The 23,463-nt window shown below is 66.3% G+C and carries 28 protein-coding genes; 15 read left to right on the top strand and 13 right to left on the bottom strand.

All coding sequences use genetic code 11. The features are described 5' to 3' along the window. Positions 1-117: 117 nt before the first annotated feature. The 3 genes from NDN01_RS19165 to NDN01_RS19155 are packed head-to-tail and all read right to left on the bottom strand — an operon-like array spanning position 118 to position 2,750. Positions 118-1,311, bottom strand: a complete 1,194-nt coding sequence (locus NDN01_RS19165) for a glycosyltransferase (protein WP_272623344.1) — start codon at positions 1,309-1,311, stop codon at positions 118-120. 7 nt (positions 1,312-1,318) lie between these two features. Then, positions 1,319-1,858 carry a DUF2141 domain-containing protein gene (locus NDN01_RS19160; protein ID WP_272623342.1) on the bottom strand — a complete coding sequence of 180 codons (540 nt, stop codon included), beginning with the start codon at positions 1,856-1,858 and terminating at the stop codon, positions 1,319-1,321. After that, positions 1,845-2,750, bottom strand: coding sequence for a hypothetical protein (locus NDN01_RS19155; protein WP_272628314.1), 906 nt, complete (start codon positions 2,748-2,750; stop codon positions 1,845-1,847). The genes NDN01_RS19160 and NDN01_RS19155 overlap by 14 nt, the downstream gene beginning before the upstream one ends. Positions 2,751-2,962: 212 nt before the next feature. Here NDN01_RS19155 and NDN01_RS19150 point away from each other — a divergent pair, with 212 nt between their 5' ends. Beyond that, positions 2,963-4,060 carry a glycosyltransferase gene (locus NDN01_RS19150; protein ID WP_272623341.1) on the top strand — a complete coding sequence of 366 codons (1,098 nt, stop codon included), beginning with the start codon at positions 2,963-2,965 and terminating at the stop codon, positions 4,058-4,060. Here the strand turns inward: NDN01_RS19150 and maiA are convergent. The 6 genes from maiA to pyrE form a co-directional block, all read right to left on the bottom strand. After that, positions 4,057-4,692, bottom strand: coding sequence for a maleylacetoacetate isomerase (gene maiA / locus NDN01_RS19145; RefSeq protein WP_272623340.1), 636 nt, complete (start codon positions 4,690-4,692; stop codon positions 4,057-4,059). The genes NDN01_RS19150 and maiA overlap by 4 nt on opposite strands. Further along, positions 4,689-5,762, bottom strand: a complete 1,074-nt coding sequence (locus NDN01_RS19140; protein WP_272623338.1) for an AI-2E family transporter — start codon at positions 5,760-5,762, stop codon at positions 4,689-4,691. The genes maiA and NDN01_RS19140 overlap by 4 nt, the downstream gene beginning before the upstream one ends. 2 nt (positions 5,763-5,764) lie before the next feature. Beyond that, positions 5,765-6,715, bottom strand: a complete 951-nt coding sequence (gene lepB, locus NDN01_RS19135; RefSeq protein ID WP_272623337.1) for a signal peptidase I — start codon at positions 6,713-6,715, stop codon at positions 5,765-5,767. 8 nt (positions 6,716-6,723) lie between these two features. Continuing rightward, on the bottom strand, positions 6,724-7,128 hold the full coding sequence (gene acpS, locus NDN01_RS19130; RefSeq protein ID WP_272623335.1) for a holo-ACP synthase: 405 nt from the start codon (positions 7,126-7,128) through the stop codon (positions 6,724-6,726). 142 nt (positions 7,129-7,270) lie between these two features. Then, a complete protein-coding gene (locus tag NDN01_RS19125; protein WP_272623333.1) occupies positions 7,271-7,999 on the bottom strand; it encodes a pyridoxine 5'-phosphate synthase in 729 nt (242 codons plus the stop codon). Next, positions 7,996-8,580: an orotate phosphoribosyltransferase gene (gene pyrE, locus NDN01_RS19120; protein WP_272623331.1), complete on the bottom strand. Its 585-nt coding sequence runs from the start codon at positions 8,578-8,580 to the stop codon at positions 7,996-7,998. The genes NDN01_RS19125 and pyrE overlap by 4 nt, the downstream gene beginning before the upstream one ends. A gap of 198 nt (positions 8,581-8,778) precedes the next feature. Here pyrE and coxB point away from each other — a divergent pair, with 198 nt between their 5' ends. From coxB to NDN01_RS19065, 11 genes are all read left to right on the top strand, one after another. Beyond that, positions 8,779-9,912 carry a cytochrome c oxidase subunit II gene (gene coxB / locus NDN01_RS19115; protein WP_272623330.1) on the top strand — a complete coding sequence of 378 codons (1,134 nt, stop codon included), beginning with the start codon at positions 8,779-8,781 and terminating at the stop codon, positions 9,910-9,912. Between the two features lie 4 nt (positions 9,913-9,916). Next, positions 9,917-11,581: a cytochrome c oxidase subunit I gene (gene ctaD / locus NDN01_RS19110; protein WP_272623329.1), complete on the top strand. Its 1,665-nt coding sequence runs from the start codon at positions 9,917-9,919 to the stop codon at positions 11,579-11,581. A gap of 140 nt (positions 11,582-11,721) precedes the next feature. Beyond that, positions 11,722-12,630 carry a heme o synthase gene (locus tag NDN01_RS19105; RefSeq protein WP_272623327.1) on the top strand — a complete coding sequence of 303 codons (909 nt, stop codon included), beginning with the start codon at positions 11,722-11,724 and terminating at the stop codon, positions 12,628-12,630. Further along, positions 12,630-12,764, top strand: a complete 135-nt coding sequence (locus NDN01_RS19100; RefSeq protein ID WP_272623325.1) for a hypothetical protein — start codon at positions 12,630-12,632, stop codon at positions 12,762-12,764. The genes NDN01_RS19105 and NDN01_RS19100 overlap by 1 nt, the downstream gene beginning before the upstream one ends. A 47-nt stretch (positions 12,765-12,811) precedes the next feature. Next, positions 12,812-13,297: a cytochrome c oxidase assembly protein gene (locus NDN01_RS19095; RefSeq protein ID WP_443025258.1), complete on the top strand. Its 486-nt coding sequence runs from the start codon at positions 12,812-12,814 to the stop codon at positions 13,295-13,297. 35 nt (positions 13,298-13,332) lie between these two features. Next, on the top strand, positions 13,333-14,247 hold the full coding sequence (locus NDN01_RS19090; protein WP_272623321.1) for a cytochrome c oxidase subunit 3: 915 nt from the start codon (positions 13,333-13,335) through the stop codon (positions 14,245-14,247). Between the two features lie 7 nt (positions 14,248-14,254). Then, positions 14,255-14,761 (top strand): DUF3291 domain-containing protein, encoded by a 507-nt coding sequence (locus NDN01_RS19085; protein WP_272623319.1) that lies wholly within the window; start codon positions 14,255-14,257, stop codon positions 14,759-14,761. Further along, positions 14,703-15,134, top strand: a complete 432-nt coding sequence (locus tag NDN01_RS19080) for a DUF983 domain-containing protein (RefSeq protein WP_272623318.1) — start codon at positions 14,703-14,705, stop codon at positions 15,132-15,134. The genes NDN01_RS19085 and NDN01_RS19080 overlap by 59 nt, the downstream gene beginning before the upstream one ends. Further along, on the top strand, positions 15,131-15,745 hold the full coding sequence (locus tag NDN01_RS19075) for an SURF1 family protein (protein WP_272623316.1): 615 nt from the start codon (positions 15,131-15,133) through the stop codon (positions 15,743-15,745). The genes NDN01_RS19080 and NDN01_RS19075 overlap by 4 nt, the downstream gene beginning before the upstream one ends. 59 nt (positions 15,746-15,804) lie before the next feature. After that, a complete protein-coding gene (gene thrC / locus NDN01_RS19070; protein WP_272623314.1) occupies positions 15,805-17,217 on the top strand; it encodes a threonine synthase in 1,413 nt (470 codons plus the stop codon). A 97-nt stretch (positions 17,218-17,314) separates the two neighbouring features. Beyond that, positions 17,315-18,184 carry a class I SAM-dependent methyltransferase gene (locus NDN01_RS19065; protein ID WP_272623312.1) on the top strand — a complete coding sequence of 290 codons (870 nt, stop codon included), beginning with the start codon at positions 17,315-17,317 and terminating at the stop codon, positions 18,182-18,184. Positions 18,185-18,221: 37 nt separating this feature from the next. On the opposite strand, the gene NDN01_RS19060 is transcribed toward NDN01_RS19065, so the two are convergent. From NDN01_RS19060 to NDN01_RS19050, 3 genes are read right to left on the bottom strand one after another with little or no spacing between them, the layout of a single operon-like run. Then, positions 18,222-18,866, bottom strand: a complete 645-nt coding sequence (locus tag NDN01_RS19060) for a heme exporter protein CcmB (RefSeq protein ID WP_272623310.1) — start codon at positions 18,864-18,866, stop codon at positions 18,222-18,224. Next, the gene (gene ccmA, locus NDN01_RS19055; RefSeq protein WP_272623308.1) at positions 18,863-19,453 is read right to left on the bottom strand and encodes a heme ABC exporter ATP-binding protein CcmA; all 591 of its coding nucleotides are present in this window, start codon (positions 19,451-19,453) and stop codon (positions 18,863-18,865) included. Before ccmA ends, NDN01_RS19060 begins: the two co-directional genes overlap by 4 nt. Continuing rightward, complete coding sequence (locus tag NDN01_RS19050; RefSeq protein ID WP_272623306.1) at positions 19,450-19,863, bottom strand: metallopeptidase family protein; 414 nt, start codon at positions 19,861-19,863, stop codon at positions 19,450-19,452. Before NDN01_RS19050 ends, ccmA begins: the two co-directional genes overlap by 4 nt. Positions 19,864-19,911: 48 nt before the next feature. Between NDN01_RS19050 and NDN01_RS19045 the strand changes: the two genes are divergently transcribed. Further along, on the top strand, positions 19,912-20,205 hold the full coding sequence (locus NDN01_RS19045; protein ID WP_272623304.1) for a 4a-hydroxytetrahydrobiopterin dehydratase: 294 nt from the start codon (positions 19,912-19,914) through the stop codon (positions 20,203-20,205). 34 nt (positions 20,206-20,239) lie between these two features. Here NDN01_RS19045 and NDN01_RS19040 read toward each other — a convergent pair whose 3' ends face one another. Next, positions 20,240-21,043, bottom strand: coding sequence for an SDR family oxidoreductase (locus NDN01_RS19040; RefSeq protein WP_272623303.1), 804 nt, complete (start codon positions 21,041-21,043; stop codon positions 20,240-20,242). 69 nt (positions 21,044-21,112) lie between these two features. On the opposite strand from NDN01_RS19040, the gene NDN01_RS19035 reads away from it, so the two are divergent. Both NDN01_RS19035 and NDN01_RS19030 read left to right on the top strand, forming a co-directional pair. Continuing rightward, the gene (locus tag NDN01_RS19035; protein ID WP_272623301.1) at positions 21,113-21,892 is read left to right on the top strand and encodes an ATP-binding cassette domain-containing protein; all 780 of its coding nucleotides are present in this window, start codon (positions 21,113-21,115) and stop codon (positions 21,890-21,892) included. Next, a complete protein-coding gene (locus NDN01_RS19030) occupies positions 21,889-23,421 on the top strand; it encodes an ABC transporter permease/substrate-binding protein (RefSeq protein WP_272623299.1) in 1,533 nt (510 codons plus the stop codon). Before NDN01_RS19035 ends, NDN01_RS19030 begins: the two co-directional genes overlap by 4 nt. Positions 23,422-23,463 lie beyond the last annotated feature (42 nt).

Genomic DNA, 23,463 nt, shown 5'->3' with positions numbered 1-23,463 from the left:
GCCGGGCTTCCAAAGCTGCCCTAGGTACCTGTCCGGAAAGGGGCAGTCGCTGTCAACCCCTTCCCCTAAAGGGCGTCCCGACGCCCTTAAAACGCGCCGTCGGTTCGCGCGATCGAGTCAGGCGACGGCGCTTGTCCCGCCGGATTCGCGCCGCGCCGCGACCAGCTTGGTATAATAGTCCATCAGTTCGATGGTGTGCTCGCGATCGCTGCGCACCTTGCCGGCTGCGACGTTCGCGGCGCGGCGCAGGATCGACTGGTCTCGCGCGAACAGCCGGTGGATGGCAACCGCCGCGGATTGCGCATCGCGTGCCGTATAGAGTTCGGAACAATGAGGATCGGCGATTTCCGCGCAGCCGCCCGTGTCGGGCGCGATCAGCGGCAGGCCCGCCGCCATCGCTTCCGACGCGACCAGCCCGAACGGCTCTGCCTCTGACCCGTGGATCAGCGCGTCGCAGCTCGCCACGATCCGCGCCAGCCGCTCGCGGTCATAAACCGGGCGGAACATGCGGATATGTGGCGATCCGGCGATCCTTTTCTCGATCGTCCGGCTCTCGACGCCGGTGCCCAGCAGGATGAGGCCGACCGGGAGCGATGATCCCGCCCGCTCGACCGCGTCGATCACCAGCCGCCAGCGCTTCTCGGGATGGTGCCGGCCGAGCCCGAGCAGCAAATGGCCTTCCGGTGGCAGATCACACTGGGCGAGCAGAGCCGACCGAAGTTTCTCGTCGCGCAGGGTGGGGGAGAAGTGGCCGCGCTCGATGCCAAGTGGCATCGCTGCGTCAATCCGGACGCCGCGGGCCTTGAGCCGCTTCTCCAGCGCCGGGCCGTTGGTGACCACCGCGTCGTAATTGTCGAGGAAGCGGCTCATATAGCGGCTGTACCAGGCGAAGGCGCGCTCGATCCGGTCCTGCGCGGCAAGGCCCTCGAACCAGCGCAGAGCATAGGCGGCGACATTGTCGTTGTGCATGAAGAACACCTTGGCGGCGTCTCCCTGCCATTGTCCCACGATCCATGCCGGCCGCCAGGGGGAGGATGCCTCGACCAGATCGGGCTTGAGATCGTCGAGCAGGCGGGTGACCGGTGCCGCATCCCAGAACAGGCCGTAATTCTTGTCGAAGGGCAGGCGCGATGCCTTGACGTAGATGATCTTGCCGCCGCCCGGCCGTTCCTCGACCAGGTCTTCGCGGCCGGCGGCAATCACGATCAGCTCATGCCCCAGTTCGGACATGATTCCCATTTTCCGGTCGATATAGGTGCGGACGCCGCCGCCGGTGGGTGAATAGAATTCGTTGACGTCGACGATTCGCATGCCGCCCTCAGCTCTTCGGCTTAATCGGGCCGAAGCCGCCAAGGCCGCGCAGATATTGCGCCTGGATATCGGTGGTGGTCACGCCCGGGCCGACGTTGATCATCGCCATGTTCAGCTTGGGGCGCGTCCGGCCAAGCTTCACATTGCTCGGGAATCCCGCGCCGTCGCTCCAGAAATCGAACTTGTTCCGGCCGTCGCGATTGTGCGTGAACAGCAGCGCGTAGTGGCCCGGCGTTGGCGCCTTAATGCACATCGTAATCGCGCCCGATTGGGGCGTGGGTACGCGGACCCGTCGGAAGAACTTGCCTTCCTTGATGAGATCGCGGTCGTCCTTCAGGAAATCCGCCTCGGTCGCGGGATAGAGTTCGAGCTTCAGCTCGCCGGTGCGATCCTTCAGCCCGGAAACATTGACCCGGATTGCCGGTCCAGCGCCGCTGGTGCACGCCGTGCTGTCCGGGCCGAGCACGCCGGCTTGAGCCTGGCCCGCCAGCGGAACGATCATCGCGCCGCACAGCACGATGCCCGCGAGAGATTTACGCAACGACATTCTTCGTCCTCAGCAAGCCGTACAGGCTGAAGGAACCGATCAGGATGACATGCACGAGCAGCACCAGGGCAGCCGTCATCGCCATCAGTTCCGAAAGCTCTGCATCCTGCCCGATCAATATGATCGCGAAATTGGCGAAAAGAAGGTCCTTGTTCGGCACCAATGGGAGCCGGGAGACGAGCAGTCGTGCCGCGCCGAGGATCAGCCACATGCCGATCGAAACGGTCGGCAATGCATAGTGCCAGGCAAAGGCGAGGAAGACCGATCCGGAGATCAGCCTGATGGCGTGGACCATGAAGATCCACCACAGGGTGCGGCGTGGCAGCGAGAAGACACGCTTCGAGAAGATCAGGAAGGGCAGCGACATGGCGAAGGTGATCGCTGCCGAGGTGGCCACGGTGTGGAGCTGGATCGGCGTGAGCAGATCTACGCCGAGCGGCAGCGCGATCGCGATCATGCCCAGGGTGACGGCGTTGCCCGCGATCGCGGACAGGATACTGACGTCCTTCACCGCACCGAACGGCGCCGCCACCATCTGCGAGCGCTGCCGCGCCCAGGCGTAGAAATAGGCCTCACCCGAATAGCCGAGCACCACGTCGTTAGCGATCCGCTTCTTCAGCAGCGCGGCCAGCCCGGACAGGGGAATGCGCCACAGCTTGCGGAAGATGATGAAGTCGCCGACCGGCGGCGCGAGATACAACAGGGTGAAGGCGACGTAGAAAAGCGGGTCGTGCGGCACGGCGCGACTCAGGCCGGCAAGGCCCGATCCGAACAGCTCGCGGACGAGCCCCCCGATCATCGCGAGGGTGATGATCGCCCCGATCACCATGGGCCAGCGCCGTTTCAGCGTCTGCACGGGTTCGAGCCCAGCGAGGTCGGGGACCGTCACCAGGGGCGCATTGGCACTGTCGATGATAGGAATTTTCGAGCCCAGTCCGTCCACGTTTCGACCTGTTTTATTCTGGTTCCGGTCTTGACCGGGGTTGGCGCGCCTTTAGCTAGATCGTTTTTCTGCGGCAATTTGCAACCTGCACCCAAATAATGTCCGTTTTGTGCTGCGCTGCGACACTTTTGCTGCAATGAGCCGTTATGGCACTCCGCTAGATGCCGAATCCCTCCCTACAGGCAGCCAGCATACTGGCCTATGCGCAGACGCTCGAAGGTGGCGGAGTCGAGCGGGTATTGCTGCGACTTGCCCGCAGCTGGAGCGAGGCGGGGCGGCGCGTCACCCTGGTGATCGGCGACGCGAGCGGCCCGCTGGCGCGCGAGCTTCCTCTCATCGCGCCCGAAACCCTGGACATTCGTATCCTCGGCGACGGCTCCTATGGCGGGCTGCGTGCGGTGGCGGGAATCGCCCGTGAGTTGTCGCCCGACCTGATCTTCTGCCCGGGCAACCATTATACCGGCATGGCCCTGTACCTGCGGCTCCGTCTTGGCAGGCGCTGCCCGCCGATCGTCGCCAAGGTGTCGAACCGGCTCGACCGAGCCGACCAGGGACCACTTCTTTCGGCGGCCTATCGGGTCTGGTTGTCCATCCATCCTCGATTCGTCGACCATGTCGTCGCGATGACGGCGGCGATGCGGGACGAATCGATCGGGAGGATGGGAGTCGCGGCTGACCGGATCAGCGTGATCCCCAATCCGCCGGCGCACAGGGCGCGGTGCGACACGCCTGCCTGGCTCCCTGGAGGACGCTTCCTGCTCGGCGTGGGCCGGCTCGCGCCGCAGAAGCGCTGGGATCGCATGATCGCTGCACTGCCCCGGCTGGCGGATGACGATGTGCAACTGGTGATTCTGGGGGAAGGCACCGAACGGCCCGCGCTCGAGGCGCAGGTTGCCGCGCTCGGCCTGGATGGCCGGGTCCATCTGCCTGGTTATCATCCCGATCCATGCCATGTGCTGGCACGGGCGACCGCGGTCGTGCTGACCTCCGATTTCGAAGGCGTGCCGGGCGTGCTGCGCGAGGCGCTCGCTGAGGGAACCCCGGTGGTGTCGACCGATTCGAGCGTTGCGGTCAGCGAGATCGTCACGATCCCGGCGCAGGGCAGCATCGTGCCGGTGGGGGATGACGATGCCCTGGTCGGCGCGCTTGACCATTGGCTCATGCCCGATCGTCTCCGCCCGGAACCGATGCCCGAACCGGGCGCCGATTCAGCGCGGCGCTATCTCGACCTGTTCGATTCGGTCGTCGCCCGGCGCTAGCGCTCGGGTTTGACGCGGTCGGGATGCGCGGCTGCGATCTCGGGAATCGCATTCGCTGCGGCGTCAGCCGCCACCAGCCTGGGGAAACCCTCCAGCGGGACCGAGAGGCGGCGGGCGTTGAACATCTGCGGCACCAGACAGACATCAGCGAGATTGGGCGCGTTGCCGCCGAGCAGCGGGCCGGGACCCGATTTCGCCAACTTCTCCAGCGCCGTGAAGCCCTCGATGATCCAATGGCGGTACCATTCGTCCTTCGCCGCCTGGTCGGCGCCGAACTGGCTTTCCAATCGCTTGAGGATGCGCAGATTGTTCATCGGATGGATGTCGGCCGCGATCAAAAGCGCCTGGGCAAGCACGCGCGCGCGGGCGAGCGGGTCGCGCGGTACCATCGGGGGATCGGGATAAAGCGCGTCGAGATAGTCGATGATCGCCAGGCTCTGAGTCAGCGCTTCGCCTTCCACCACCAGCGTCGGCACGAATCCCTGGGGGTTGCGCGCCAGATTCTCCGGCGACCGATGCACCCCTTCGAGCAGGGCGATATTTTCGCGCTCATGAAGGACATGCTTGAGGTTCAGCGCGATCCGCACGCGATAGGCAGCGGACGACCGCCAGTAATCATAGAGCCTGATCATGCCGCGCTGGCCCGCTCTTCGCTGGCGTCTTCGATCGCGCGCTCCGAATTGCGCTCGAGCGCGACCTTGATCATCGCCACGATCGGATCGGCCAGGGCCAGGCCGAGCACGCCGAACAGCGTGCTTGCCAGAATCTGCGACGACAGGGTCAGGGCGGGTGGCAGGTCGACGGTCCGCCGGGCGACCATCGGGATCACGACATAGCCGTCGAAGGTCTGGACGGTGAAATAGATAGCGATTGCCCACAGGCCGGTCTCGACCCCGGCGCTGAAGCCGACCGCAGTCATCAGCACGCCGCTGGTGAAGGCGCCGATATTGGGGATGAAGGCGAGCAGGCCGGTCAGGATGCCGAGCAGCAGCGCCATCGGCACGCCCGCCGCCCACAGGCAGAGCCAGGTCAGCACGCCCTCGAACAACATGCCCGCCAGGCGCCCGGCGAGCAGCCGTCGCATCGTCGCGGCCATCCGGTCGATGGTGATGGCGAATTCGCCGCGCACGTCGGAGGGGACCATCCATTGCAGGCCGCGATCATAAAGCCGCGGCTCCATCGCCACGAACAGGCCGATCACCAGTACCATGAACAGGCTGGTCAGCGCCCCCAGCGCCGAGCCGACCCAGGAGGTGAGTTTGCCGAAGGACCCCATCGCCTGCTGGAGCAGGCCGTTCACATCGGCGCGTCCCGGCATCAGGCCCATGCCCGATGCCCAGGTGACGAGATGGTTGGCCTGCACCTCGAGCGTCACGCGCAGTTGTTCCGCCTGGTCGGTGACCTGGACGCCGGTCATGTAGATGACGCCCACCACGAACGCGATGGTGCAGAGCACGACGATCAGCAGGCGGAGGCCGCGTCCGAGCGGCAGCACGCGCCCGATCAGGCGAACGCCGCCGTCGAGCATCGCGGCGAAGACCAGGCCGCCGAAGATGATCAGGATCGGCTGGATCAGCACCACCACCAACGCCATCGCCGCGGCGAGCCCGAGCCACACGGTCGCGCGCTTCAGCTCCTTGCGGACGAAGGGATCGCGGAGTTCGTTCGGACCGGGTTCGGTTGCTGCGGGCGGTGTCGCCATCCTCATTCCTTCGGAGTGTCCCGCGCCGCGTGGAGCGAGGTGCCAGCACGGCCGGATCGGAAGCTCTGCCCCCAGGTAAAGGGATTCCACGTCCCGTTGCCGCTCTTGGAGAATGTGATGAATTCGGCGCGGCCGCCCAGATTCTCCCAGGGCACGTCGCCGCCCAGACCCATGGCCGACACGGAGAAGCGGCTGTCGGCGCTATGGTCGCGATTGTCGCCCATCAGGAACACATGGTTGGGGCGGATCGTGATCGGGCCGTAATTGTCGCCGTCGCTCGGCCCGGACTCGACCGTGTCGTAATGACGGCCATTGGGCAGCGTCTCGGTCACCAGCGTCAGGCGGCAATATTGCTTGCCGTCGGGGTCGGTCTGGAGCGCGCCGGGATATTGTTCCGGATCGCATACCGTCTTGGCATCGACCGGAATCAGCGTGTCGTGCGGCACCCCGCGCTTCACCGCGGTGCCGTTCAGATAGACGGTGCCGTCGATCACCTGGAGACGGTCGCCGGGCAGGCCGATCAGGCGCTTGATGTAGTCGGTGTTGCGTCCCGGCGGCGTCACGATGACGACGTCGCCGCGCTCGGGCATCTTCCCGAACAGCCGGCCCTGGATGAAGGGCAATTGCACGCCCCAGCTTTCCACGTCCTGATGCAGCACCAGGCTGCGGAACATCGCGACAGGGTTGGGGATGGTCGGCGAGACGAAGGACCAGCCATAGGCATATTTGGTGACGATCAGCTGATCGCCGACCTGTAGCCCGGGCAACATCGATTCAGACGGGATGTAGAAGGGTTTGGCGATGAAGCTGTGGAAGCCGAGCACTGCCAGGATCAGCCAGAGGATCCCCTTCACCTCGCCCCACCAGTCGGTGGTCGGGCGCGTCTCGACGGCTTCCGGCGCGGGCGCGGCCTCCTGTTCGGGCACTCGGTCCAACGCCAACTCCTCACTCATATGTCGTCCTACTCGGTCCTGATCGCTTCGATCACCACGAAGGCCTGTGCCCATGGGTGGTCGTCGGTCAGCGTCAGATGTACATGGGCGACGTGGCCCGCGGGTGTCAGCGCGTCAAGCCTCGCCCGGGCGCCGCCGGTCAGCGCCAGTGTCGGGGCGCCCGACGGCGCGTTGATCACGCCGATGTCCTTCATGAAAACGCCGCGCTTGAATCCGGTGCCGACCGCCTTGGAGAAAGCCTCCTTCGCGGCGAAGCGCTTGGCCAGCGTGCCGGCCTTGGTGAAAGGGCGGCGATCCGCCTTGGCGCGTTCGATTTCGGTGAACACGCGATTCTCGAACCGCGTGCCGAATCGATCGAGCGACGCCTGGATCCGCTCGATATTGCACAGATCCGAACCGAGCCCGATGATCATGGAGCAAATCCTCCCCGGTACGGCGAGGGGGACCATCCGCAGGATGGTAGAGGGTGGCTTCCGCAGGCGAAGCGCTCGTGGAAGCCCCCCTCCACCAAGCGCTGAAGAAGCGCGCGGTCCCCCTCGCCGTGCCGGGAAGGAATCACCGCGCGGCGTCCATCGCGGCGCGCATCGTGCGCACTGCCTCGCCAAGGCCGATGAACATCGCCTCGCCCACCAGGAAATGACCGATGTTCAGCTCGCGCACCTGCCGGATCGCGGCGATCGGCGCGACATTGTCATAGGTCAGGCCGTGCCCGGCATGGACCTCGATGCCGTTCTTCGCGGCGAGCGCGGCGGCGTCGTTCAACCGGCGCAGTTCGTCCGCCTGCGCCGCGCCTTCAAGCTCGGCATAGCGGCCGGTATGCAGCTCCACGACCGGCGCGCCGAGACGCAGCGCTGCCTCGATCTGCCGCGCGTCGGGCTCGATGAACAGCGATACGCGGATCTTCGCAGCGCCCAGTGCGCTGACCAGGGGGGCAAGCTGGTTATGCTGTCCCGCCGCGTCGAGCCCGCCTTCGGTGGTGCGTTCCTCGCGTTTTTCGGGAACGATGCAGGCGGCGTGCGGCCGGTGGCGCAGCGCGATGGCGAGCATCTCGTCGGTCGCCGCCATCTCAAGATTGAGCGGGATGGTCAGCTGTTCTGACAGGCGGGCGATATCATCGTCGGTGATGTGGCGCCGGTCCTCGCGCAGATGCGCGGTGATTCCGTCGGCGCCTGCCTCGGCGGCGGCCAGCGCGGCGCGGACCGGATCGGGATAGCCGGCGCCGCGCGCGTTGCGGACGGTCGCGACGTGGTCGATGTTGACGCCGAGCCGCAGGAAATCGTTCATGCCGCGGCCCGGCTGCCCGGTTTGATCGCGGGCAGGGCCGCCAGCTCGGGCGGCAGCGATTCGGCCCTGTAGGTCGGTACGTCGAGCCGGATCAGCGGGAAGAAGGGCACGCCCAGATCGGCGGTCTCGCTCGACCGGTCCACCAGCGAGGCAGCCGCGATCGTCTCGCCCCCGGCCCGACCGATCGCCGCGATCGCCTCACGGGACGAAAGGCCGGTGGTGACGACATCCTCCATCATGAGCACCTTGGCGCCGGGCGACAGGCGAAAGCCGCGGCGCAGTTCGAACACGCCGTCGGGCCGTTCGAGGAACATCGCCTCGACGCCGAGCGCGCGCGCCATCTCGTGCCCGGCGATCACCCCGCCCATCGCAGGCGAGACCACGACGTCGATCCGAGAGCGCAGCTCGGTCGGGATTCGCGTCGCCAGTTCGGTCGACAGGCGAGCGCCCCGCGCCGGATCCATCAGCACGCGCGCGCATTGCAGGTAGCGCGAGGAACGTAGGCCCGAGGACAGGATGAAATGTCCTTCAAGCAGGGCGTCGGCGGCTCGGAACTCGGCCAGGATCTCGTCGTCGGTCATCTGCGCGGGTCTTTCGTGAAGCGAAGGGTTGATAGGAGCCCGGCAGGGCGCGCGCAACGTCCGGGTCGGCCCCAGTGTCAAAAAACGCCCCGACACGCTTGAGGCACCAGCACCTCCCGCGTATAGGCCCATCGCAACGAGCGTATGTCCGCTCGCGCGCCGGAGACGGAAAAGGCGCAATCAGGGGTGACGAGACGCATGCGCAGTAAGGGGTTGAAGTCGATTGTGCTGGCGGCAGGACTCGCGATAGCGGGTATCGGCAACGCCACGGCACCGGCGCCACAGGCGGCCACGCCTACAACGACGGTGGCCCCGGCAACGACCAATGCTGCGCCGACCACCAGCGCCGCGCCCGCCGTCGCGGCGCCGGCAGATCCGATGCTCGTGCTCGATGGCGGGCCGGATGTCCGGCCGGTCCCGGGTGTCGGCATGCCGGTGGACGGGCACCTGACCCTGCAGGATCAGGTGACGCCGAATGGCCGTCGTGCTCACTGGTTCCATAATGCGATCCTGCTCCCCGTCATCACCGCCATCTCGGTGCTCGTGCTGTTCCTGCTGATGTGGGTGATGTTCCGCTATCGCCGCGCGGCGAACCCGGTCGCATCCAAGACCTCGCACAACACCTTTATCGAGATCATCTGGACCGCGGTCCCGGTCATCATCCTCGCGCTGATCGCCGCGCCCTCGATCGGGCTGCTGGCTGCGCAGTTCAAGCCGGCGCCCGCCAATGCCGTCACGCTGAAGGCGATCGGCAACCAGTGGTACTGGACCTATCAATATCCCGATCATGGCGGGTTCGAGATCACCTCGAACATGCTGAAGGAAAAGGGCCAGGTTCAGCCGGGTGAGCGCGCGCGCACCGATGCCGACGGCCCTGCGCTGCTCGCGACCGACAACCGTATCGTGCTGCCGGTTGGCGTGCCGATCCGCCTCATCACCACCGCGAACGACGTGATTCACAGCTGGGCGATGCCCGCCTTCTGGATCAAGCTCGACGCGGTCCCGGGTCGCCTGAACGAGACGAGCTTCACCATCGAGAAGGAAGGCGTCTATTTCGGCCAGTGCTCCGAGCTTTGCGGCGCGCGCCATGGTTTCATGCCGATCACGGTCGTGGCCGTGAAACCAGCGGTGTTCGCCGCCTGGGTCAAGGCGAAGGGCGGCACGATGCCGGCTGCCGGCGGCGCCAAGTCGGCCGACGCAGCGGCGACCGCGCCGGCCGAAACGGCCACCGAAAACGCCACCGGACCGGTCGAGAACGCGACCAGCGCCGCTCCCGCCACCAACCAGGCTGCCGCGACCAACGTCGCCGGCGCCGGCAACGCTGGACAGTAAGACAATGACCGATACCGCCCTTCACCCGTCCGCGTTCGACGCGCATCATGACGATCATGCGCATCACGACGCCGATCACAAGCCAGCCTTCTTCGCGCGCTGGTTCATGTCGACGAACCACAAGGACATCGGCACCCTCTACCTGATCTTCGCGATCTGCGCGGGCATCATCGGTGGCGGCATCTCGGGCCTGATGCGCGCCGAGCTGGCTCATCCCGGCATCCAGTATCTCGGCGAATGGGCTGCCTGGTTGCCCGGCGGCGACCAGGGGCTGGATCACGCGCTGCATCTCTGGAACGTGCTCATCACCGCGCACGGCCTGATCATGGTGTTCTTCATGGTCATGCCGGCGATGATCGGCGGCTTCGGCAACTGGTTCGTGCCGCTGATGATCGGCGCGCCGGACATGGCGTTCCCGCGCATGAACAACATCTCCTTCTGGCTGCTGGTGCCAAGCTTCACGCTGCTGCTCGCCTCGCCCTTCTTCGGGGGCGCCGGCACCGGCTGGACGGTCTATGCGCCGCTCTCCACATATGGGGAGCCGGGGCCATCGGTCGACATGGCGATCCTGTCGCTCCATCTCGCGGGCGCCAGTTCGATCCTCGGGGCGATCAACTTCATCACCACCATCTTCAACATGCGCGCGCCGGGCATGACCCTGCACAAGATGCCGCTGTTCGTCTGGTCGGTGCTGGTCACCGCCTTCCTGCTGCTGCTCTCGCTGCCGGTTCTCGCCGCGGCGATCACGATGCTGCTGACCGACCGCAACTTTCACACCACCTTCTTCGATCCGGCCGGCGGCGGCGATCCCGTCCTGTACCAGCATCTGTTCTGGTTCTTCGGCCATCCCGAGGTGTACATCATGATCCTGCCAGGCTTCGGCATGATCAGCCACATCATCTCCACCTTCTCGAAGAAGCCGGTGTTCGGTTATCTCGGCATGGCCTATGCCATGGTCGCGATCGGCGTGGTCGGCTTCGTCGTGTGGGCGCACCACATGTTCACCACCGGCCTCAGCGTGAACGTGAAGATGTACTTCACCGCCGCGACGATGGTCATCGCGGTTCCGACCGGCATCAAGATCTTCTCGTGGATCGCGACGATGTGGGGCGGCTCGATGAGCTTCAAGACCCCGATGATGTGGGCGATCGGCTTCATCTTCATGTTCACCGTCGGTGGCGTGACCGGCGTCGTGCTCGCGAACGGCGGCGTCGATGATTACATGCAGGACACCTATTACGTCGTCGCGCACTTCCACTATGTGTTGTCGCTCGGCGCGGTGTTCAGTCTGTTCGCCGGCTTCTACTACTGGTTCCCGAAGATGTCGGGCCGGATGTACAGCGAGTTCCTTGGCCAGCTGCACTTCTGGGTCTTCTTCATCGGCGTGAACATCCTGTTCTTCCCGATGCACTTCCTCGGCTTGCAGGGCATGCCGCGCCGTATCCCGGACTATAACCCGGCGTACGAGCACTGGAACTGGATCGCGACGGTCGGCTACATGATCATGGCAGCGTCGATGGTCGTCTTCTTCGTCAACCTGTTCTGGTCGCTGTTCGCGGGCAAGAAGGCAGGCGACAGCCCTTGGGGTGAAGGCGCGACGACGCTTGAGTGGACGCTGTCGAGCCCGCCGCCTTACCATCAGTTTGAGACGCTGCCGCGCATCGACTGACCGCACGGGGCCGCTCGCGGGCGGCTCAAGGAAATCCCCCTCCCGCATGCGGGAGGGGCTTTGGGGAGGGCCTGTAAGGGCCCTCCTCTCGACATGCCCTCCCCCGGCCCCTCCCGCATGCGGGAGGGGAGAATAAAGAAATGACCACGACGACCACATTGCCCGCCTCTGCCCTTCCCGCCGACTGGCGCGATTTCCTCGCGCTGACGAAGCCGCGGGTGATGACGCTCGTCGTCTTCACCGGCCTGTGCGGGATGCTGGCGGCGCCGGTGGGCATCGATCCGGTGCTCGGTTTCACCGCGATCCTGTGCATCGCGCTCGGCGCCGGCGCTGCCGGCGCGCTCAACCAATGGTATGAGGCCGATCTCGACGCCAGGATGAAGCGGACCGAACGCCGGCCGTTGCCGGCCGGCCGCATGGACCGGCAGGCGGCGCTGCATTTCGGCGTCGGCCTGGCATTCTTCTCGGTGATCCTGATGGGACTGGCGGTGAACCTGATCGCCGCCGCGATCCTCACCGCCTCGATCCTGTTCTATGTCCTGATCTATACCGTCTGGCTGAAGCGTCGGACGCCGCAGAATATCGTTATTGGGGGCGCCGCCGGCGCCTTCCCGCCGCTGATCGGCTGGGCGGCCGCCACCGGCGACGTCGCGACCCTGCCGGTGCTGCTGTTCACCCTGGTCTTCCTGTGGACCCCGCCACATTTCTGGGCGCTCGCGCTGTTCATGAAATCGGATTACGCCGCTGCCGGCGTGCCGATGATGCCGGTCGTCGCCGGGGAGCGCACGACCCGGCTGCAGATCGGGCTCTACACCATCCCGATGGCGGCGGTCGCGATCGCTCCATGGGCGCTTGGCCTGACCGGCGCGATCTATGGCGGGGTTGCCATCGCGACGACGCTTGTCTTTGCTGCGCTCGCGCTTCAGGTCAGCCTGCGCACGACCGGCATGGGCGATGCGATGCGGCCCGAAAAGCGGCTGTTCGCCTGGTCGATCCTTTATCTTTTCATTATTTTCGGCGCGCTGGTCGTCGACAGGTGGGTCGGCTGATGAAGAACGAAGACGATCAGATTCGCGCCCGTCAGCGTTCCCGCGCGATCGTCATGGCAGTGCTGCTCGGCGCCTTCGTCATCCTCGTCTTCGCGATCAGCATCGTGAAGATCAAGGCCGGGGCGGCGCATTGACCCGCACGCTGCGCACCGCGATCCTCGCCGGTGTCGGCGTGTGCTTCATGACCGGGCTCGGTTATGCCAGCGTGCCGCTATACCGCATGTTCTGCGAGGCGACCGGGCTCAACGGCACCACCCAGCGCGGCCTGGTGGCGCCGGGCGCGGTCGGGCATGAGCAGGTGCGGATCGATTTCGACACCAATGTCGCGCCTAAGCTGCCCTGGACGTTCAAGCCGGAAGTGCCGTCGGAAACGATCGCGATCGGCGCGCGCGATATGGCGTTCTTCACCGCGACGAACAACAGCGACAAGCCAGTGACCGGCACCGCGACCTTCAACGTCACGCCGGCCCAGGCGGGCAAATATTTCACCAAGATCCAGTGCTTCTGCTTTACGCAGCAGACGCTCAAGCCGGGCGAGACCGCCCGCATGCCGGTGATCTTCTTCGTCGACCCGAAGATCCTCACCGATCCCGACGCGGCTGACGTGAAGACGATCACCCTCAGCTACACCTTTTACCCTGTGGATTCCGCGAAAGCAGCCAGCTAGAGCGTTGTCGACAGCCTATTAACGGGGACCGAAGAATGGCCGGCGCCAAGAAACACGACTACCATATCCTGCCACCCGATATCTGGCCGTTCGTCGGCTCGTTCTCAGCGCTCACCATGGCGATCGGCGGCATCATGTGGATGCATTCCGGCAGCGTGTTCGGCATCGGCGGCGGCACGATCTTCTTCATTGGCGTCGCGGCCGTTCTCCTCACCATGTTCTCCTGGTGGAGCAACGTGATCCGTGAAGCACATGCCGGCGATCATACGCCGGTGGTGCAACTCCACCTGCGCTACGGCATGATCCTGTTCATCGCCTCGGAAGTGATGTTCTTCGTCGGCTGGTTCTGGGCCTTCTTCGATTTCTCGCTGTTCCCGGCGCCGGTGCAGATCGCCGACGGCACGGTCAGTCTGATCGCCGATGCAGCGCGCGGCACCTGGCCGCCGAAGGGCATCGAGGTGATCGACGCGTTCAAGTTCCCGCTGCTCAACACGATCATCCTGCTCACCTCCGGCACGACGGTCACCTGGGCGCACCACGCCCTGATCCACAACCAGCGCGGCGGCGAGAAGACCGGCCTGTGGGGCCTGCTCGGCGTCGGCAACCGCGACGGCGTGCTCAAGGGCCTGTGGCTGACGATCGTTCTCGGCCTGCTGTTCTCGTCGATCCAGGCCTATGAATATGCCGAGGCGCCGTTCCCCTTCCACGGGATCAACTATGGCGCGTCCTTCTTCATGGCGACCGGTTTCCATGGTTTCCACGTCATCATCGGCACGATCTTCCTGATCGTCTGCCTGATCCGGGCGTACAAGGGCGACTTCACGCCGCGCCAGCATTTCGGCTTCGAAGCTGCCGCCTGGTACTGGCACTTCGTCGACGTGGTGTGGCTGTTCCTGTTCGTCTCGATCTATGTCTGGGGCGGCTGGGGCGCTGCGGTGCACGGCGGCTAACCCCGGCGTGACGTCGGGCTGGCATCTCGCGCAGGTCAATATCGGTCGGCTCGTCGCGCCGGCCGATGACCCGCAGGTGGCCGGCTTCTTCCAGGAACTCGACCGGATCAACGCGCTCGCCGAGGCAAGCGCGGGATTCGTCTGGCGGCTGAAGGGCGAGGGCAACAGCGCCACCGATCTTCAGCCGACGCCCGATCCCAGACTGATCGTCAACATGTCGGTCTGGGCCGATGCCGAAGCACTTTTCGACTATGTCTATCGCAGCGCCCACACCCCGGTGATGGCGCAACGCCGCAGCTGGTTCGATCGATTCGACGGGGCCTATCAGGCGCTGTGGTGGGTCCCTGTCGGGGCCGTGCCAACGATCGACGAGGCCTTTGCCCGACTCTGGCTGCTCGACCGGTTCGGCCCGAGCGAGCGCGCCTTCACCTTCAAGCTGCGCTACCCCGCGCCCGATGCCGTGGGTGTGCCCGTCGACATGCAGCCCGATCCCTGGTGCGTCGGTCGCGCCTGATCCGGTCGCCTCGTCGCGCCCCGCGCCGTTCGATGTGGCGCTCAAGGGCCTGTGTCCGCGCTGCGGCGCCAGCACGCTGTTCGCCGGCATGACGAAATTCGCCGATCGCTGTGCCGCCTGCGGGCTCGATCTCACCCGGTTCAACGTCGGGGACGGCCCCGCCGCGTTCCTGACCCTGATCGTCGGTGGCCTGCTCGTCGGTGTGGCGGTGACGCTGCAACTGACGGTCGAGCCGCCGCTCTGGCTGCTCGCGCTGATCCTGGTGCCGCTCGCGGCCATCGCGGTGACCGGGTCGCTGCGCGTCGCCAAAGGCGCGCTGCTCGCGTTCGAATATCGCAATTCGGCGCGCGAAGGCCGGATCGCGGACGAATGAAGCGCTTTCCCATCGTGGCGACCGTCCTGGTCGGCCTGGCCATCGCGGCGATGATTGCGCTCGGCGTCTGGCAACTTCAGCGCAAGGGCGAGAAGGAAGCGATGCTCGTGCGCCTCTCCGCAAATCGCGGACTGCCGCCGATCGCCTTTCCGCGCATTCCGGTTGACGACAGCTTGTTGTTTCGCCGGGCAAGTGCGTTCTGCCTCGAACCGGTCAGCTTCAGGGTCGAGGGCGGTCGCAACGCGCGCGGCGGGGTCGGCTGGCGCCAGATCGCTCAATGCCGCACTGGTGCCGAAGGGCCTGGGCTGACGGTGCAGATCGGCGTCGCCCAGGCACCCGATGCGAAGCCGACATGGCGCGGTGGCGAGGTGACCGGCTATATCACCCACGCGCTCGACCATCGGCCATTGATCGCCTCGATCTTCTCGTCCGAACCCAAGACGCTGATGCTCATGGCCGACCCGCCCGCGCCGGGGCTCGATGCCAATCCTGGTCCGGATCTGTCGGCGGTCCCCAACAACCACCTTGCTTATGCCGTTCAATGGTTCCTGTTCGCGCTCGTCGCGGCGGTGATCTACGCGATAGCCGTGCGTCGGCGCCTGAAAGCTTGATGCGCCCGAAAGCCTGAGATGCTTGTGACTTTCGCGCGCCGGGGTTAGGCGCGTCGGCCATGCGCTATATCAGTACCCGTGGGGCGGCACCCGTCCTCGACTTCGAACAGGTTACGCTTGCAGGCCTTGCTAGCGACGGTGGCCTCTATGTCCCCGAGACGTGGCCGAGCCTGAGCGCCGACGAGATCGCGGCGCTGCGCGGCCTTTCCTATGTCGATACCGCCGTCGCGGTGATGGCGCCCTTTGTCGAGGGCACGCTCTCCCGCGAGGAACTGCGCGACCTTTGCGCCCAGGCCTATGGCCGTTTCTCGCACGCCGCGGTCACCCCGCTGGTCCAGCTCGACCATCAGCAATGGCTGCTCGAATTGTTCCACGGCCCGACGCTCGCCTTCAAGGATGTGGCGCTCCAGTTGCTCGGCCTGTTGTTCGAACGTTTCCTTGCCGGTTCCGACCGGCAGGTGACGATCGTCGGTGCGACCTCGGGCGATACCGGCTCGGCCGCGATCGACGCGCTGGCCGGCCGCGCTGGCGTGGATGTGTTCATGCTCCATCCCAAGGGCCGCGTCTCCGACGTGCAGCGCCGCCAGATGACCACGGTGCTCGCGCCCAACATCCACAACATCGCGATCGACGGCAGCTTCGACGACGCCCAGGCGCTGGTGAAGGCGATGTTCAACGATCCCGGATTCTCCGGGAAATTCCAGCTATCGGCGGTGAATTCGATCAACTGGGCGCGGCTGATGGCGCAGGTGGTCTATTATTTCTACGCTGCGGTCCGTCTCGGCGCGCCTGACCGGCCGGTCGCCTTCTCGGTGCCGACCGGCAATTTCGGCGACGTGTTCGCCGGCTATGTCGCGGCGAAGATGGGGCTCCCCGTCGCGAAGCTGGTGGTGGCGACCAACGTCAACGACATCCTCCACCGCGCGCTGTCGCAAGGCGATTATTCGCAAGGCACCGTCGTGCCGACGCCAAGCCCGTCAATGGACATCCAGGTGTCGAGCAATTTCGAACGCCTGTTGTTCGATCTCGGCGGCCGTGACGGCGTCGCGATATGCGAGCAGATGCGCGGTTTCGAATCGACGAAAGCGATGCGCCTTACCAACGCCCAGCGGGAAGGCGCGGCGAGCCTGTTCGCTAGCGACCGGGTCGATCTCGACGACATGGCGCTGGCGATGCGCTGGGCATCCGATGGTTCGGGAGAGGTGATCGACCCGCATACCGCGATCGGCCTTGCCGCGGCGCGTCGAATCGATCTCCCCGCCGATGTACCGGTGGTGACTCTCGCGACCGCGCATCCGGCCAAGTTCGGCGATGCGGTTGAACGCGCGACCGGCATCCGCCCGTCGCTGCCCGCGCGGATCGGCGACCTGTTCGACCGCGAGGAGCGGTACGCGTCGCTGCCAGGCACATTCGAGGCGGTTACCGGCTATATCGCCGAGCGGGCTGTCCCAATTGCCGTTCGCCCCGAATAGCCATCGAGCTTGTCGAGATGGCATGTCGAGGGGCAAATGTGTCTCGATACGCGTTCTCGACGCGCTCGGCCTCTACTCGATACGAACGGGTTTCTAGATGGACCTCAAGACACTCATCGGCGAACCCTGGGCCGACTACGGGCTGATCGATTCAGGCAACGGCCGCAAGCTCGAACGCTATGGCCGCTTCCGCTTCATCCGCCCCGAGGGACAGGCGTTGTGGGCGCCGGCGAAGGACGACTGGCGCGCCCAGGCCGAATTCATTCCCGGCTCCGACGAGGACGGCGGTGGCCGCTGGGAGTTCTCCGAGCCAGTCCCGCGCGAGGGCTGGCCGCTTAAATGGGACGATGTCAGCTTCACCGCGCAGAACACGCCCTTCCGCCATCTGGGCTTCTTCCCGGACATGGCGCCAGTGTGGAGCTGGATGCGTGAACAAGTCGCCGACAGGGGGGCGCCGGAGTGCCTCAACCTGTTCGGCTATACCGGCGTCGGCACGCTGGCGATGGCGGCCAAAGGCGTGAAGATGGTCCATGTCGACGCTTCGAAGAAATCGGTCGAGGCCGCCCGCGCCAATGCGGTGCTCTCCGGCATGGCGGACAAGCCGATCCGCTGGATGACCGATGACGCCACCAAGTTCATCGCGCGCGAGGTCCGGCGCGGCCGTCGCTATGACGGCATCCTGCTCGATCCGCCCAAGTTCGGCCGCGGGCCGGAAGGCGAGGTGTGGAAACTAGAGGAAGGCCTGCCCGGCCTGATCGCCGATTGCCGCAAGCTGCTCGACACTGAATCGCGCTTCCTGTTCCTCACGGTCTATGCGGTGCGCATGTCGGCGCTGGCGATCGGCGAACTGCTCAACCAGGCTCTGGGCGATCTCGGCGGCAAGGTCGAAGCTGGAGAGCTGGCGGTCCGCGAGGAAACGCGCGGGCTGCTCCTGCCGACCGCGATCTGGGCGCGGTGGTCGCGTTAATCTCTCCCCTCCCGCTCGCGGGAGGGGAGTAGAAAGCTCATTCCATTCCCGCGCGCATCGCGGCGCCCGCGATGAAGGGCGCTCCGGCCACCAGCATCAGGCTAACCGCCGCCAGCAGCTTGACCGCCCCCATCCCGCCGTCGATCGAGCCAGCGCCGAAGATCAGCAGCGGCACCGCGAGCGGCAGCATCACAAGGCCCGCGACGGCTCCCGCACCCCGCAGCCCCGACACCAGGGCTGACGTCGCGACCGCCAAAGCCGCCAGCCCGGGCGTCCCGATCAGCAACCCCAATTCAACCCGAAGCACCGTCTCGCCTGACAAATCCAGCAGCCCCGCCGCGATCACCGCGGCCAGCATCAGCGGCGGCCCGAAGGCGAGCCAGTGCGCGGCGATCTTCGCGGCCGCGACGCTCGCCATGCTCAGTCCGCGCGCGGCGAACTGGTCGAGCACGCCGCTCTCAGCATCGGGCCCGATCAGCCGCTCGACCGGCATCAATGCCGCGAGGAGCGCCGCCGCCCAGATCACCCCGCCGCCGACCCGCGCCAGCAGGGCGGCATCAGGGCCGATCGCGAAGGGGAATAGGATCGCGACGAGCAGGAAAAAGGCGAGCGTATAGGTCACGCTCCCGCCAGCCCAGGCGCGCCCGATATCGCGCGCGACGAGGGTGAGGAATGGCCTCATGCGGCCCCGAGCTCGATCGGCTGTGCGCCCGGCACCTCGATCGGCAGATGAGTCGCGATCAGCGCGATCCCGCCGCCAGCGCGGTGCGCGGCGATAAGGGACTCCAGAATGGTCACGCTGGCATCGTCAAGCCCGTTGGCGGGTTCGTCGAGCAGCCATAACGGCGCCCGGCTCGCCAACACTCGCGCCAGCGCCGCGCGGCGACGCTGGCCCGTCGAGAGAAGTCGCACCGGCACCTCGGTCAGCACCGCAAGATTCGTCGCTTCGAGCGCGGCGGCGACGCGAGAGTCGGGATCGGTGTCGTCGTCATCGAGCGCGGCCCAGAACCGCAATGCGCTGCCAAGCCGCCGCTCAGCATCGAACGCGGCGGCCTCGGCCATCAGCGCCCGCGCCGCCGGTCCCTCGACCGCGCCCTTCGCCGGCCGGAGCAGCCCGGCCGCCAATCGTATCAGGCTCGATTTGCCGACCCCGTTCGGCCCAGTGACCAGCACAGCGCCGCCAGCCGGGACGGTGAAGGACAATCCTTCGAACAATACCCGCCCGCCCCGTGCGCAGGTCACGTCGCGGAACGCCAGCGCGTCCGTCACGCGTCTCCCACCATATCCTCCAGCGCGTGCATATCGGCGTCCGACAGGCCGAAATGATGGCCGACTTCATGGATCATCACATGCGCGACCAGCTCGTCCAGCCCGATCCCGGTCTCGATCCATTCCTCCAGGATCGCGCGGCGATACAGATGGATCCGGTCGGGCAGGGCGCCCGATTCCATCGAGGATTTATCGCCGACCGGCCGCCCGTGATAGAGCCCGCTCAGGTCGAGCGGATGCTCGATGCCGAGGGTCGCGAGCGTCTCGTCGTCGGCGAACTCCTCCACGATCAGCACGACATCGCCGAGATGCGCGCGGAACTCGGCCGGCAGCGCGTTGAGTGTCTTCAGCGCGATCGCGCGGATCGCATCGGCATCGGGCGCGGTGCGCGGTTGAACGGGGATCGCCATCGGCTATGCCATAGGGCGAAGGCGCATCGAGCGCTACAGGAGGCACTGATGGCGATCGAACAGTTGACCGAGGAAGAACGGACCGAGGCGCTGGACGCGCTTGATGAATGGGATTTCGACGAGGCGCGCGACGCGATCACGCGAACCTTCACCTTCGCCGATTTCAGCGAGGCCTTCGCCTTCATGACCCGCGTCGCGTTGCTCGCGGAGAAAGCCGATCATCATCCCGAATGGTCGAACGTGTGGAACCGGGTGGAGATATTGCTGACCACCCATGACGCGGGTGGTCTTTCGCAACGCGATGTCGACATGGCCGAGGCGATCGACCTCCTATTGGACTGATCTTTCAGGCATCCCCCTTTCAAGGGAAGGCGGCTTACTTCGCCGCCGTAACCCCGCGCCGCATCATCTTGCGAAGCTGGCCCGGCATCCACCGGGCGGCGAAGGCCATGCGGTGCGCGGTCTTGCCGACATAGCTGTGCACCCTGTCGCCATGCACCGCGTCCCAGGCGGCCCGGGCGACCGCCTCCACCGGGGTCAGCTCAAGGCCAGCGGCTGTTACCGTTTCGCGAATCGACTGGTTCGATCCGCCTCTCGGGCTGTTCAGCAGGGGCGTCTCGATGAAGCTCGGCACGATGTCGCGCACCTTGATCCCGGCACCATGCCATTCCCCGTCGAGCCCTTCGGTCATCGCCCGAACGCCGAACTTGCTCATCGAATAGGGTACCAGCCCCGCCGCCCCGTAGATCGCCGATGCCGAAGCGGTGTTGAGCAGGCACGAACCCGGCGCCCGCGCGAGATAGGTATAGCCGATCCGCGCACCGTTCAGCACGCCCATCAGGTTGATCGACACCGTCCGGTCGATATCCTCGAAGCTCATCTCGGCGAGGGGCCCGCCGGTGCCGATCCCGGCATTGTTGAACAGCACGTCGAGCGCTCCGCCGGCGGGCGCGGTGAAGGCGTCGAGGCTCGCCGTCCAGGCCTCGCGGTCGCGCACGTCCATCAGATAGGTTTCGACCATGCCGGCCGGGAGCATCGCGGCGGTCTCGGAAAGTCCTTTTGCATTGACGTCAGCCAGCCCGATGCGCCAGCCCCGGCTTGCGAACAGCTTCGCCGTCGCCTGGCCGATGCCCGATCCGCCGCCGGTGATGAAGATCGATTTCCCTGCCGCCTCTGCCATGCTGCCTCCACTTCGCCATCATTTGTCGCTGTTTGACGTTCGCGTCATCCTCCCGCACAAACTGCGCCGATGCCAGCACAATCGCCCGGCCCCTCGATCGCCTTTGATGGCGTCGCCAAGCGTTATCCGGGCGGCGCGGTCGCGGTCGACGGCGTGTCGCTCGAGATTGCGGGGAGCAGCTTCGTCGCGCTGGTCGGGGCATCCGGGTCGGGCAAATCGACCCTGCTCAAGATGGTCAACCGGCTGATCGAACCGACCGCCGGGCGAATCGCGATCGGCGGGGAGGAAGTGGCGAACGCGGGGCCGCACGCGCTGCGCCGGCGGATCGGCTATGTCTTCCAGAATATCGGCCTGTTTCCGCATATGAGCGTTGCGGAGAATATCGGCATTGGCCTGCGTCTCGCCGGGGAGCGCGACCGGGCCGGGCGAATCGCTGACCTGCTCGACCTGGTCGATCTGCCGCGCGATTTCGGAAACCGCATGCCCGACGCACTGTCGGGTGGCCAGCGTCAGCGTGTCGGCGTCGCCCGCGCGCTTGCCACCGCGCCGGGGCTGATGCTGATGGACGAGCCTTTCGGCGCGCTCGATCCGGTGACGCGGGACCAACTCGGCGTCGCGATCCGCGCGCTGCACGACCGGCTCGGCCTCACCACGATCATGGTGACTCACGACATGGCGGAGGCGCTGCTGCTCGCCGACCGGGTGCTGGTGATGGCGGCGGGGCGGATCGTTGCCGATGCGACGCCAAGGGCATTGCTGGCGGGCGAGGGCGGGACGGAGGCCGACGCGCTCGTCGCCGTGCCGCGCGAGCAGGCCCGGCGGCTGCACGCGCTGGAGCAGGGGGCATGAGCCCGTTCCTCGAAGCGCTCACCCGCGTGCCGGATCTTCTGGCCGCCCATCTGCTGCTCGCCGCCTCGGCGCTGGCGCTGGGGCTCGTTATCAGCCTGCCACTGGCGATCTGGTCGGCGCGGCGGCCCACCGTGGCGAAGATCGCGCTCGGGTTCGCCAGCCTGGTCCAGACCATCCCGTCGCTTGCGTTGCTGGCGCTCTTCTATCCGCTGCTGCTGTCGCTCTCGACCCTTGTCGGTGGCGGCATCCCGGCGCTCGGTTTCCTGCCCTCGCTGCTCGCGCTGACGCTGTATGCGCTACTGCCGATCCTCAGGAACGGTGTCACCGGTCTTGCCGGCATTGATCCGGCGGTGATCGAGGCGGCTGACGGCGTCGGCATGACGGCGTGGCAGAAGCTCCGCCTGGTCGAGGCGCCGCTCGTCGCGCCGGTGCTGATGGCGGGCATCCGTACCGCGGCGGTCTGGACGATCGGCGCGGCGACGCTTTCCACCACCGTCGGCCAGCCGAGCCTTGGCGACATGATCTTTGCCGGGCTGCAGACCCAGAACTGGGCGCTGGTCCTGGCGGGCTGCCTGACGGCGGCGGCACTTGCGCTGGCGGTCGATGCGCTGCTCGGGGCGATCGAGCATGGCATCGCCGCGCGGCGGCCGTTGCGGGTGTGGATCGCCGCCGCCGTGCTGGCGGTGGGCGTCCTGGCCGCGCTCACCCCCCTATGGCCGCGCAGCGGGCAGACGGTCGTGGTCGGCGCCAAGGGCTTCTCGGAACAATACATCCTGGCCCGGGTGATCGGCCACCGGCTGGAAAAGGCGGGTTACCGCGTCGAGTATCGCGAGGGGCTTGGTTCGGTCGTGGCCTTCTCGGCCCTCGCGGGCGGAGATATCGATATCTATGTCGATTATTCAGGCACGATCTGGACCAACGGCATGAAGCGCACGGACGTGCCGCCGCGCGCCGCGATCGTGAAGGGGGTGGCCGACTGGGCGGAGCGCCACCATGGCGTCCGGCTGCTTGGCACCCTGGGTTTCGAGAACAGCTATGCCTTCGCGATGCGCGGCGACGATGCCGCCCGGCGGGGAATCCGCAGTATCACCGATCTCGCGCCCATCGCGCCGCAGCTTCGCCTCGCCACGGATATCGAGTTCCTCGAACGTCCCGAATGGGCGGCGGTGAAGCGTGCTTACGGCCTGCGCTTCAGGGAGGCGCATCCCTATCAGCCGACCTTCATGTTCCGCGCGCTCACCGACGGCACGGCGGACGTCATCCCCGCCTTCTCCTCTGACGGCCGGATCGCGGCTGACAGGCTTACCGTGCTGACCGATCCCAAAGGAGCGATCCCGGGCTATGACGCGATCCTGCTTGTCTCGCCGAAACGCGCGCGGGACCACGCCTTTGTCGATGTGGTGACGCCGTTGATCGGTCATATCTCCGTCGAGGCGATGCGCGAGGCAAATTATATGGTCGACCGGGATCGCGACAAGGCATCGCCCGATGCTGCGGCGCGCTGGCTGGAGAAGAAGGTCGGCCTGTAGTGCCACCCGTCATGCCGGACCTGTTCCGGCATCCACCGTGCC

The sequence above is a fragment of the Sphingomonas sp. QA11 genome (genome assembly GCF_028473665.1).
GTDB classification, from domain to species: Bacteria; Pseudomonadota; Alphaproteobacteria; order Sphingomonadales; family Sphingomonadaceae; genus Sphingomonas; species Sphingomonas phytovorans.
This window is presented reverse-complemented; position numbering and strand designations above follow the sequence as displayed.

Coding starts and splice junctions, on each gene's coding strand:
- NDN01_RS19165 (WP_272623344.1), bottom strand. CDS start 1,311: ATGCGAATCGTCGACGTCAACGAATTCTATTCACCCACCGGCGGCGGC.
- NDN01_RS19160 (WP_272623342.1), bottom strand. CDS start 1,858: ATGTCGTTGCGTAAATCTCTCGCGGGCATCGTGCTGTGCGGCGCGATG.
- NDN01_RS19150 (WP_272623341.1), top strand. CDS start 2,963: ATGCCGAATCCCTCCCTACAGGCAGCCAGCATACTGGCCTATGCGCAG.
- maiA (WP_272623340.1), bottom strand. CDS start 4,692: ATGATCAGGCTCTATGATTACTGGCGGTCGTCCGCTGCCTATCGCGTG.
- NDN01_RS19140 (WP_272623338.1), bottom strand. CDS start 5,762: ATGGCGACACCGCCCGCAGCAACCGAACCCGGTCCGAACGAACTCCGC.
- lepB (WP_272623337.1), bottom strand. CDS start 6,715: ATGAGTGAGGAGTTGGCGTTGGACCGAGTGCCCGAACAGGAGGCCGCG.
- acpS (WP_272623335.1), bottom strand. CDS start 7,128: ATGATCATCGGGCTCGGTTCGGATCTGTGCAATATCGAGCGGATCCAG.
- NDN01_RS19125 (WP_272623333.1), bottom strand. CDS start 7,999: ATGAACGATTTCCTGCGGCTCGGCGTCAACATCGACCACGTCGCGACC.
- pyrE (WP_272623331.1), bottom strand. CDS start 8,580: ATGACCGACGACGAGATCCTGGCCGAGTTCCGAGCCGCCGACGCCCTG.
- coxB (WP_272623330.1), top strand. CDS start 8,779: ATGCGCAGTAAGGGGTTGAAGTCGATTGTGCTGGCGGCAGGACTCGCG.
- ctaD (WP_272623329.1), top strand. CDS start 9,917: ATGACCGATACCGCCCTTCACCCGTCCGCGTTCGACGCGCATCATGAC.
- NDN01_RS19105 (WP_272623327.1), top strand. CDS start 11,722: ATGACCACGACGACCACATTGCCCGCCTCTGCCCTTCCCGCCGACTGG.
- NDN01_RS19100 (WP_272623325.1), top strand. CDS start 12,630: ATGAAGAACGAAGACGATCAGATTCGCGCCCGTCAGCGTTCCCGCGCG.
- NDN01_RS19095 (WP_443025258.1), top strand. CDS start 12,812: ATGACCGGGCTCGGTTATGCCAGCGTGCCGCTATACCGCATGTTCTGC.
- NDN01_RS19090 (WP_272623321.1), top strand. CDS start 13,333: ATGGCCGGCGCCAAGAAACACGACTACCATATCCTGCCACCCGATATC.
- NDN01_RS19080 (WP_272623318.1), top strand. CDS start 14,703: ATGCCGTGGGTGTGCCCGTCGACATGCAGCCCGATCCCTGGTGCGTCG.
- NDN01_RS19075 (WP_272623316.1), top strand. CDS start 15,131: ATGAAGCGCTTTCCCATCGTGGCGACCGTCCTGGTCGGCCTGGCCATC.
- thrC (WP_272623314.1), top strand. CDS start 15,805: ATGCGCTATATCAGTACCCGTGGGGCGGCACCCGTCCTCGACTTCGAA.
- NDN01_RS19065 (WP_272623312.1), top strand. CDS start 17,315: ATGGACCTCAAGACACTCATCGGCGAACCCTGGGCCGACTACGGGCTG.
- NDN01_RS19060 (WP_272623310.1), bottom strand. CDS start 18,866: ATGAGGCCATTCCTCACCCTCGTCGCGCGCGATATCGGGCGCGCCTGG.
- NDN01_RS19050 (WP_272623306.1), bottom strand. CDS start 19,863: ATGGCGATCCCCGTTCAACCGCGCACCGCGCCCGATGCCGATGCGATC.
- NDN01_RS19045 (WP_272623304.1), top strand. CDS start 19,912: ATGGCGATCGAACAGTTGACCGAGGAAGAACGGACCGAGGCGCTGGAC.
- NDN01_RS19040 (WP_272623303.1), bottom strand. CDS start 21,043: ATGGCAGAGGCGGCAGGGAAATCGATCTTCATCACCGGCGGCGGATCG.
- NDN01_RS19035 (WP_272623301.1), top strand. CDS start 21,113: ATGCCAGCACAATCGCCCGGCCCCTCGATCGCCTTTGATGGCGTCGCC.
- NDN01_RS19030 (WP_272623299.1), top strand. CDS start 21,889: ATGAGCCCGTTCCTCGAAGCGCTCACCCGCGTGCCGGATCTTCTGGCC.